The 7,391-nt window shown below is 44.5% G+C and carries 6 protein-coding genes and 1 pseudogene; 1 reads left to right on the plus strand and 6 read right to left on the minus strand.

Annotated features, from left to right (window positions below; genetic code table 11):
- Positions 1-27: 27 nt before the first annotated feature.
- From Q0499_RS07080 to Q0499_RS07105, 6 genes are all read right to left on the minus strand, one after another.
- On the minus strand, positions 28-2,466 hold the full coding sequence (locus Q0499_RS07080) for a TraM recognition domain-containing protein (RefSeq protein ID WP_299197687.1): 2,439 nt from the start codon (positions 2,464-2,466) through the stop codon (positions 28-30).
- Positions 2,467-2,894: 428 nt separating this feature from the next.
- Positions 2,895-4,280 carry a hypothetical protein gene (locus Q0499_RS07085; RefSeq protein WP_299197689.1) on the minus strand — a complete coding sequence of 462 codons (1,386 nt, stop codon included), beginning with the start codon at positions 4,278-4,280 and terminating at the stop codon, positions 2,895-2,897.
- Complete coding sequence (locus Q0499_RS07090) at positions 4,270-4,719, minus strand: hypothetical protein (protein ID WP_299197691.1); 450 nt, start codon at positions 4,717-4,719, stop codon at positions 4,270-4,272. The genes Q0499_RS07085 and Q0499_RS07090 overlap by 11 nt, the downstream gene beginning before the upstream one ends.
- Entirely contained in the window at positions 4,697-5,635 is a 939-nt protein-coding gene (locus Q0499_RS07095) for a hypothetical protein (protein WP_299197693.1), read from the minus strand. The genes Q0499_RS07090 and Q0499_RS07095 overlap by 23 nt, the downstream gene beginning before the upstream one ends.
- Before the next feature lie 2 nt (positions 5,636-5,637).
- Positions 5,638-6,387, minus strand: a complete 750-nt coding sequence (locus tag Q0499_RS07100) for a hypothetical protein (protein ID WP_299197696.1) — start codon at positions 6,385-6,387, stop codon at positions 5,638-5,640.
- Positions 6,380-6,937, minus strand: coding sequence for a hypothetical protein (locus Q0499_RS07105; protein WP_299197699.1), 558 nt, complete (start codon positions 6,935-6,937; stop codon positions 6,380-6,382). Before Q0499_RS07105 ends, Q0499_RS07100 begins: the two co-directional genes overlap by 8 nt.
- A 274-nt stretch (positions 6,938-7,211) precedes the next feature.
- Between Q0499_RS07105 and Q0499_RS07110 the strand changes: the two are divergent.
- Positions 7,212-7,391: pseudogene (locus tag Q0499_RS07110) on the plus strand (IS5/IS1182 family transposase); the annotation flags it as partial.

Here is a 7,391-nt window from a genome sequence, read left to right on the forward strand (position 1 = left end):
ACGCCAAATTATATGGAAAAGTTAATATTAAACCTCAAATAAATCAGCTTGTTGTATTAGCATAGCGGCTTTTGCTTTGATGTCGCTATCGGAGTTAGGTTTAGGCGGGATGAGATAAAAAACGTTTTTCCGCATATCCATGACTATTTGAGCGGATGTTTTGATAGCATCCTCTTTGCTTTCACCCAGTAACAAGCCAAGATTCTCTAACCGTGATTGAATGGCATTACATTCAGTATCTGTTAGGCCAAAGACACCGTTTTTAGGTGGGTTAGACGCATAGTGTAGCTCAACTTCACGTTGGGTCTGTAGAAGCAGATCATCTTCAATATCTGGTGGAATACCGTCAAAAACATTGTTAAAAAAATCGTCAATCTCTGCTTCTTCCCGTTGTTGTAGATTTTCGGATTGCTCGGCTCCGTATGAGGGTATTTCTTCCGAATCGGGAGCCTTCGGTTGCTTAGTTGCTTCCTCCTCTTTAGGACTCTCTTGCGAACTTTCCTGAGAAGTAGCGGAGGAAGCTGTGCTTTGAGGTTCGTTGAGTTCGCCGGTATGAACGTCGATACTGAATCTGGTTTTTTGGTAGTAACGAGCCAGGCCGTTTAACGCTGCTTGATCAGATGAGTCGTTATCACTTGCTTTCCCGATACATTCAGTTAGTAACCCAGCAGGGGTAAGAGTGAAATCGGTGCTGGATAGAATGGCAAGAAAGTCCTGCATGACCCGGAGTTTATTCAGGCAAGCTTGGGATGGTCCCAATGATTTAACCAAGCGGATAAGATGATAATTATCGACAACGGTATCCTCGCTAACATTCGGATAATACGTTTTGATTTTCCTGACTTTGCCTCGCTGCATGATGTGAAATTGACCTTCAACTTGAGATTGCAGTTCACTAATGCTTAAAGGGCAACGGCGGGTTAACCTAAGATCAAGATCCGGAACATACCGGCCAACCATCGTTCCTACATTCATTAGTTTGTCATAGACGGCCATGTCTACTTCACCGACAATCTCTCTAACCTTTTCCCAGGTACTGCTATCTTCAAGTGCTCCGAAATACTTTGTTCGGGCGTTACTGAAAATAGACTCAGCATCAATTTCACCGGCTCGTTTGGTGCCTGCGTAGTCTTGTGATCCAGTGAGGCATGAAATGTTAATGCCCCGGAGCTGGGCAGGCATTAGGCTAAAGCCTTCAAGAACGTAGAAAGAGAATTCATCAAACGCGAATTTATAGGGGATAGGATGCGCGGCAGGGAGGTTGTTAACGGTTTCCTCCCGGGTGCCTTCCATTGTCGTTCCCAGTCCGTAGGAAGAGGCTGAACGGGCCGCAACGAGCATCGTTTTACCCAGATTTTGTACTTCGCCAGGGGATTTTTCCAGCGGTGGTAGTGTGAAGGTAAGGCTTCTTCGGGATTTTACAGTATCCCGCATGTTTACCTCACCTTGCTGACAGTAGTAAATATGCCGGTAGCTGATTGCAAAACTTGTAACAACTCGCATGAAGTAATTGACGTAGTAGCCGTGCATCCGTGTTACGTTTTCAGGCTGCTCATGTGCCGGTTTTTCAAATACATAACCTAAGTTGTCCAGGTAGCTGGTCATGTATTGTTTTGTCAGAACAGATAACTCTGGAGTTCGGCTAAACTCAAAAAGCTTGGCAAGCGGTAGGGTTGAACCTATGAAATCAATGTTAAGCTCAAATAGACCTTTATCCCGGCCTTCAACCCAAGCTGGGGCCAAGGAAGCTGCAAGCGAAGATGCACCGTCCGAAAATATTTGGTTGTCGCCACCGCCATCTGACATTAACGAGGTTAGTAGTTCTTTTACAGTGGAGTCGTTGCCTTCACCAAAGGGATTTATATTATTCGATTTTTTGTTGTGGCTCCTCCCAAAGTCAGCCTTATAACCAGAAAGAAAACTAATGACAAAAGAATCGTCGTCGGAACCTGCAAGCCGAGCAATAGTGGTTGTTTGTTTAGGTAATAGCATGGTTCCCTTACCATCACCTAAAAGAGCGCCAGAGCCGCATAATTCATAGTTAGCGAGTATTGCCAGAATAAGCTCTGTCTTGCCGCCACCGGTTGCAGCCATCAGGTAATCGTGAAGGCGTTGATCGTTCCAGGATACCCATGCTTCTTTGTTACTACCTTGCTCATTGCCGAGATAAACCACACCTCTGGCCATATGAAAGCCGTCACCACCGGGGGCCGGATCCCCTTTATCACGCATTTTTGCTTCAACAGGCAAGCGTAGAGGTAAGCCAGGATCCCTGTTAGTTGCTATAGCCGGTACCAGTGCGATAAAGACAAGAGGGGTAGCTATTGGGATTGTGAGAATGATGAACGCACAAAATAAGTAAAAGCACCCTCTGAACATCGGTGATCGGAAACAGTCAGAGATCCACTGGCCTATGGTTCTTCTGTCAGCGACGACTTGATGATTTTTGAGGGTCTGGTCAGCCATAAATCTTATGTCCCGGCGTAATTATGTGTATTTATTGGTTTGCGAAAGGGAATTCACTGTTACCGTTACTGTTGGAAGTAGCTCCGCTTTCAATTGAGGCCATTGGGAGTGTCGTGGGAGCCGTTTGCGAAACGTTTGTTGGTAGAGCGCCTGGTGTACCGAGCGTTAGGACAACGAACCCCAGCCAGAAAAAAATGCCAAATACCGACAGAGCCCATACTCTATGTGGGCTTTTCTTCGGCGCGATCGCTTTATGGTATGCCTTCGTTATCTGACGATATTCCCGATCAGTACAAGGATGTTTTTTTGAACCGATGACGATTTCTGAGTTACCTTTATCGAACGAGAAACCCGAAGTGATGGGGACAGAAATTGTGCTTTCTCGAAGACTAATATGAACACTCTCAGTGTCTGTTAAAAATGTCGCTTTAGGCCGGTTCAGCATTGGTTGCTCTCTCTTTGTTAAATTCTTCAAGGTCTTTTCTATAAGCCAAGTTATATTGCTCAAGTTGACTCTCCATACCATCAGTTTCAGATACGATGTCCGTTTCAAGCCAACCTTCATTTTGAATATGTTCAACCAGCCAGACCGCCTGCGTCTCAACTTGAGGCGCGAGTATAGCGGCTCCGTGTTTACGTTCGGTGAGGTAGTGCGCCCTAATCCCGCACGTTTCGGCTCTAGGCATTTCCAAGCCGACTTGGTTACAAAGTAAGAAGAGGGTGCGATTGATGGGCTTTAAAAACTTAAAGTCCTTGCTGGACATTGTGCGATAGTCATCATAGACCTCTTGATACAGAGCGGTCATGAACGAGTACCAATAAGCATGTTTCTTGGATGCGTTGATCAGAAATTTTATGGTGGTTGGCAGCTTCTCTATGTCAGTCCATAGTTCTGAAACGCCGCTAAGATCAATAGCGTGAGGGATTGCCGGACTGTTGGCTGTTGCGGGTGATCCTTCCCTAAACGTATCGCCAAACTGGTCTAACAGCTTTTCAACACGTTCTCTGTATATCTTCTTTCCGGTGATTGCAGCCAAAAAGATAACAGCCATAGCATTATCAATAGTGGGTAGCTTTTGGATATCAATCATGCCTGACTGAGTGTACTGGCAGGGCTTTCCTAATTGATCTACCAACAACTGGGTAACTTTTGGTAAATAGAGCTTCAGGGAGCCGTGATACTCGTTCAGGATATCTAATTGAGCCTCTTCATCACACTTATTGAAGTCTGGGTAGCCTGCAGCAATTAGCTCGGGATCCACTTTGGCGCTCACAAGTTTATGGTGAATCAAATATTGCAGCGGATTACGGCTGGTTGCCCACGGTCCGAATCGGTGATCCTGGTCTAGCAGTTTTGCCCGGATCGGCGGCTTCATTCTTGGGTAGCGAGATGCCTGAATTTCTGCCAGCTGAAGCAAATCTAATTGTCGTGTAAAAGACTTCGTTTTAGCAAAGACAATGTTGCTGATTCCTCGCCATAGGAGCAAAGGTACCAGTATCACAGAAAGCGATCGGAATATGATGTTCAGTAAAAGTGCAAATTCAGATAGCGTGAAGTTGGCAAAGTCTAAGTTTCGAGCAAGGTAAACATCCAAATTTTGAATGAAATCTGCCATTTGGTCAGACATAAGGAAAGTGAATGGGAATAACAGGTAGCGAGCTTTAATAGCGGTATGTGCAGCTCCCCACGCCAGGTATGGAGAATATAAATACCAGATGAGAACGCTGAAGAAAGTTACAAGCATCAGCACAACTAATAAATTGGCGACAGGATCTGCTTTCGCAGCCCCTTCATTCATTTGTTTACCCGCCATTCGCAAGAAACCTATTAATAGTTTTTGGAGGTAGTAGTTTTTCTGCTTTCTTAATCAGCTTTGTCCGATATTTAAGACGGAATTTAGGCGTAAAGCTGTGATAACAGGCTAATTTGTCAAACCAATCGTAGTTGGTGTATGCGCCGCAAACATTTAGCTTTTGTCTAAATATAATTGCAGCGGCCAGGGTGTTCCCGTATGCGTTATTGATGATCAGACTACGAGAGAGCCCATACTTCTCCAGATCGTTGTAGTGCTGGCGGTTAACTTGGAAGGGGCCACAGTCATTAGTTGCATTGCATTCACCTACAGTACCACCCTCAACCTTCAAGATTAGATAGAGTCCGAGAATAGGCGTTTCAGTAAGTCGGGCAGCCCGTTCAATCATTTCGTATGTAACCACGTTGGTTGTCGTTTCAATCGGAGGTAGGTCGATCATCTTCTAGTCCCCATACGATCATCATAGAAGCTCCAAGGATGGCTAACGCCGTTATGGAAACCAGTGTTGAAAAGAGGGCAATCAGCGAATCATTTTTAGTGATAAATGAGAAAACTGTTATGGCCACGACAATGAAGGCCTGGACGAGAGGTGGCTGTCCAAAATTACCGGCCCCTAAAGGGCGGGATTCTTTAGCTAATATCAGCGTGTTAACTAAGCTGATAAGCAGGTTTTTTTGGAGTTTCGCGCTGGTGTTAGGTGAGTAAATGTAGCGTAGGTTTTTATAAGTCCCGATAGAGAATAAAGCGGCAATGATTCCCAAAGTAAGCTTTGTAATCCAGTCATCGGCAGGCGTTATTTGGAACCCGGTAATTAGTGCTGCGTGAATAGCAGCAATGGACAGTATTAGTGTTGTCGCACCGCGTAACTGGTCTGAGTACTCATAAGGTACTTTAGTGCTTCTGATCAGGATTTTAATGTGGTTAAGAGAAGCATACGCATTCATGCAGACGTAGGCTAAGCCTCCAATCGCAACTAAAATAGAGCTATATAAAACCATAGGGGAAGAAGCGAAGAAGCTTAGAAGGCCTCTGAGTTCGGCATCGAACAGGAACATAACTGATACGATCGTTGCAGTTAACAATGCAGTCATCATTAAGAAAAATGAGAGTACCGCGTTGATCAAAAAAATCTGCCTGCTGACAGTGGGATATGTTTCGACCGGATCACCAGCCTGCTGATAATGCTCTTTTTGGTTAGCAAGCTCTTCAGATGATTTTTTCAGCCAATCAACCCCGCCAGATATCGCACGAAAATTGGCACTAATACCTCTACTAAGAAATGTTATGCCAGTTATTTCTTTAAAGACCGCAGAACTATATTTACGGGTTTTATCCAATCGTCTTTTTGAAGGCATGTTTAATGACCAGGTGTTAGAAATGAAGGCGTCTTAGGTGATTCGGCTTTTAATTCATTACTGCCTTGAACTAAGCCTAAAACAATGGCTTGTTGCTCGGAGTAATGTTGAAGGACTGTCTTGATATCGAATTGACCGTGGTTGGAGTCAATAGCACTGACCATCAGGCTTGTGTAATTCTTGATCATACCGCTCATTAAGCTGGCTTTTTCAGCGGGATTGCCTGGGTGAAGGAGGGTGTCCATTTGCTTTGCATCGGCAAAAATACGGTTAACAAAATGGCGCGTGGTATCTGGTGTGTTTTGGATATTTCGACTTGAGAGGGCTGATATGATGCGTGTTGCATTTTCAGCAATGGAGAGCTTAACCATCAGAGCAGGCTTTGCAGTATGCTCATTAGCGCCGGGAGTTAATGAAATAGACCGGAATGTGGAGGAGATTTTTTCTTGCCAGGTTTTTGCGTAGATTGAACCGTACTCTAGAAGATCTCGTTCCGCGAAGGGAACAATACAGTTGCGAAAGGCGGCTCTTTGGTATTCTTCTCCAGGTGCCTGCAGGCCTACATCATTCATCACTAAATCAATAGTTTGATCGACTATCTGCAGAGCATCCTGCAGCCCGATAACCGGAAGTCTGTTGGCTTCACGTTTCTCTATGGCACACAGAATGGGAGTGAGGTTTTTTACCTGATGTAGGAGAGGCCTTACTTGAGAGGCTGTTTGTACCGACTCCCTCAGTTGTTGGCTAAGCATTCTTGAACTCTTGTGTGAGGTCAGCAATGCTCAAAAGACGCAGATCACAGATGATTGTATTGTCAGGGTCTTCTATTCTGCTTACTTTTATCAAGCGGCTTGTAATATGAGTGAGGATCAGAAGAGCTGTTTTTAAATTCATTTTGCTTTCTTTGTTGATAGTCACACAAAGATCTGTACTTGTGATGCCGCCGTCTAATGATTCTAATTCGCTTACGTTGTAGAAGTATGGGGTGTCTGGGAAAAGGGTAACGGAGACTTGAGCGGCCCGACCGATGATAATAGGTAACAGTCCGGTTGGTAATGATGCCTCATCAATTTCGAATTCAGTCCGTCCATACAGAACGGTTTCAATATTTTGGGATTCTGCAAGCTCCCTGAACGCATGAGAAGCCAGCTCAATACTTTGACGGTCTTCTAAGGAAACTTCTGCCTGGCAATGCTTACACGCAAGGCTTTTGCGTTTTATATTGTCTCTCAATTGATGCCCGCATTGGCATACAAAAAGTAATGCCGGTCGAAGCTGCTCAATTCTTGCGGGTACTGTCATGTTCCAAATCTCCCTGACATTGAATTATCCAAATAGATAACCAAAACGAATATATAGAAAATATATACATTGCTCGACTTTTGAGCAAGCAATACTAACGGTTAGTTGCTGCTCAAATGAATATTCTGCACTTCATGTGCAACATTCATAATTGTAAACACACAAAAAAGTATCACACTTTCTTATCACATTGTATTCGAACAGAATTAGGGAAGTTGCGAATAAGTCCCTCCTCTTGAGACAATCTGCGGAACAGCATTCTCAGAGATAAGTCATGGATCATCAGCTCACTTTCGCCGACAGCGAGTTCAATCAAAAGCGCAGAAAAACCCGTAAAGAGATCTTTCTCGGACGCATGGATAATCTCATACCCTGGAAGCGTCTTGAGAAGATTATCACACCGCATTATCCCAAAGCGGGCAAGGGTCGTCAGCCATATCCACTCTCTACGATG

The sequence above is a fragment of the uncultured Amphritea sp. genome (assembly GCF_937127095.1).
Lineage (GTDB): Bacteria > Pseudomonadota > Gammaproteobacteria > Pseudomonadales > Balneatricaceae > Amphritea.

Bases quoted from the DNA above. Each gene is read 5' to 3' on its own strand.
- Q0499_RS07080 (WP_299197687.1), bottom strand. From the start codon at position 2,466: ATGGCTGACCAGACCCTCAAAAATCATCAAGTCGTCGCTGACAGAAGA.
- Q0499_RS07085 (WP_299197689.1), bottom strand. From the start codon at position 4,280: ATGGCGGGTAAACAAATGAATGAAGGGGCTGCGAAAGCAGATCCTGTC.
- Q0499_RS07090 (WP_299197691.1), bottom strand. From the start codon at position 4,719: ATGATCGACCTACCTCCGATTGAAACGACAACCAACGTGGTTACATAC.
- Q0499_RS07095 (WP_299197693.1), bottom strand. From the start codon at position 5,635: ATGCCTTCAAAAAGACGATTGGATAAAACCCGTAAATATAGTTCTGCG.
- Q0499_RS07100 (WP_299197696.1), bottom strand. From the start codon at position 6,387: ATGCTTAGCCAACAACTGAGGGAGTCGGTACAAACAGCCTCTCAAGTA.
- Q0499_RS07105 (WP_299197699.1), bottom strand. From the start codon at position 6,937: ATGACAGTACCCGCAAGAATTGAGCAGCTTCGACCGGCATTACTTTTT.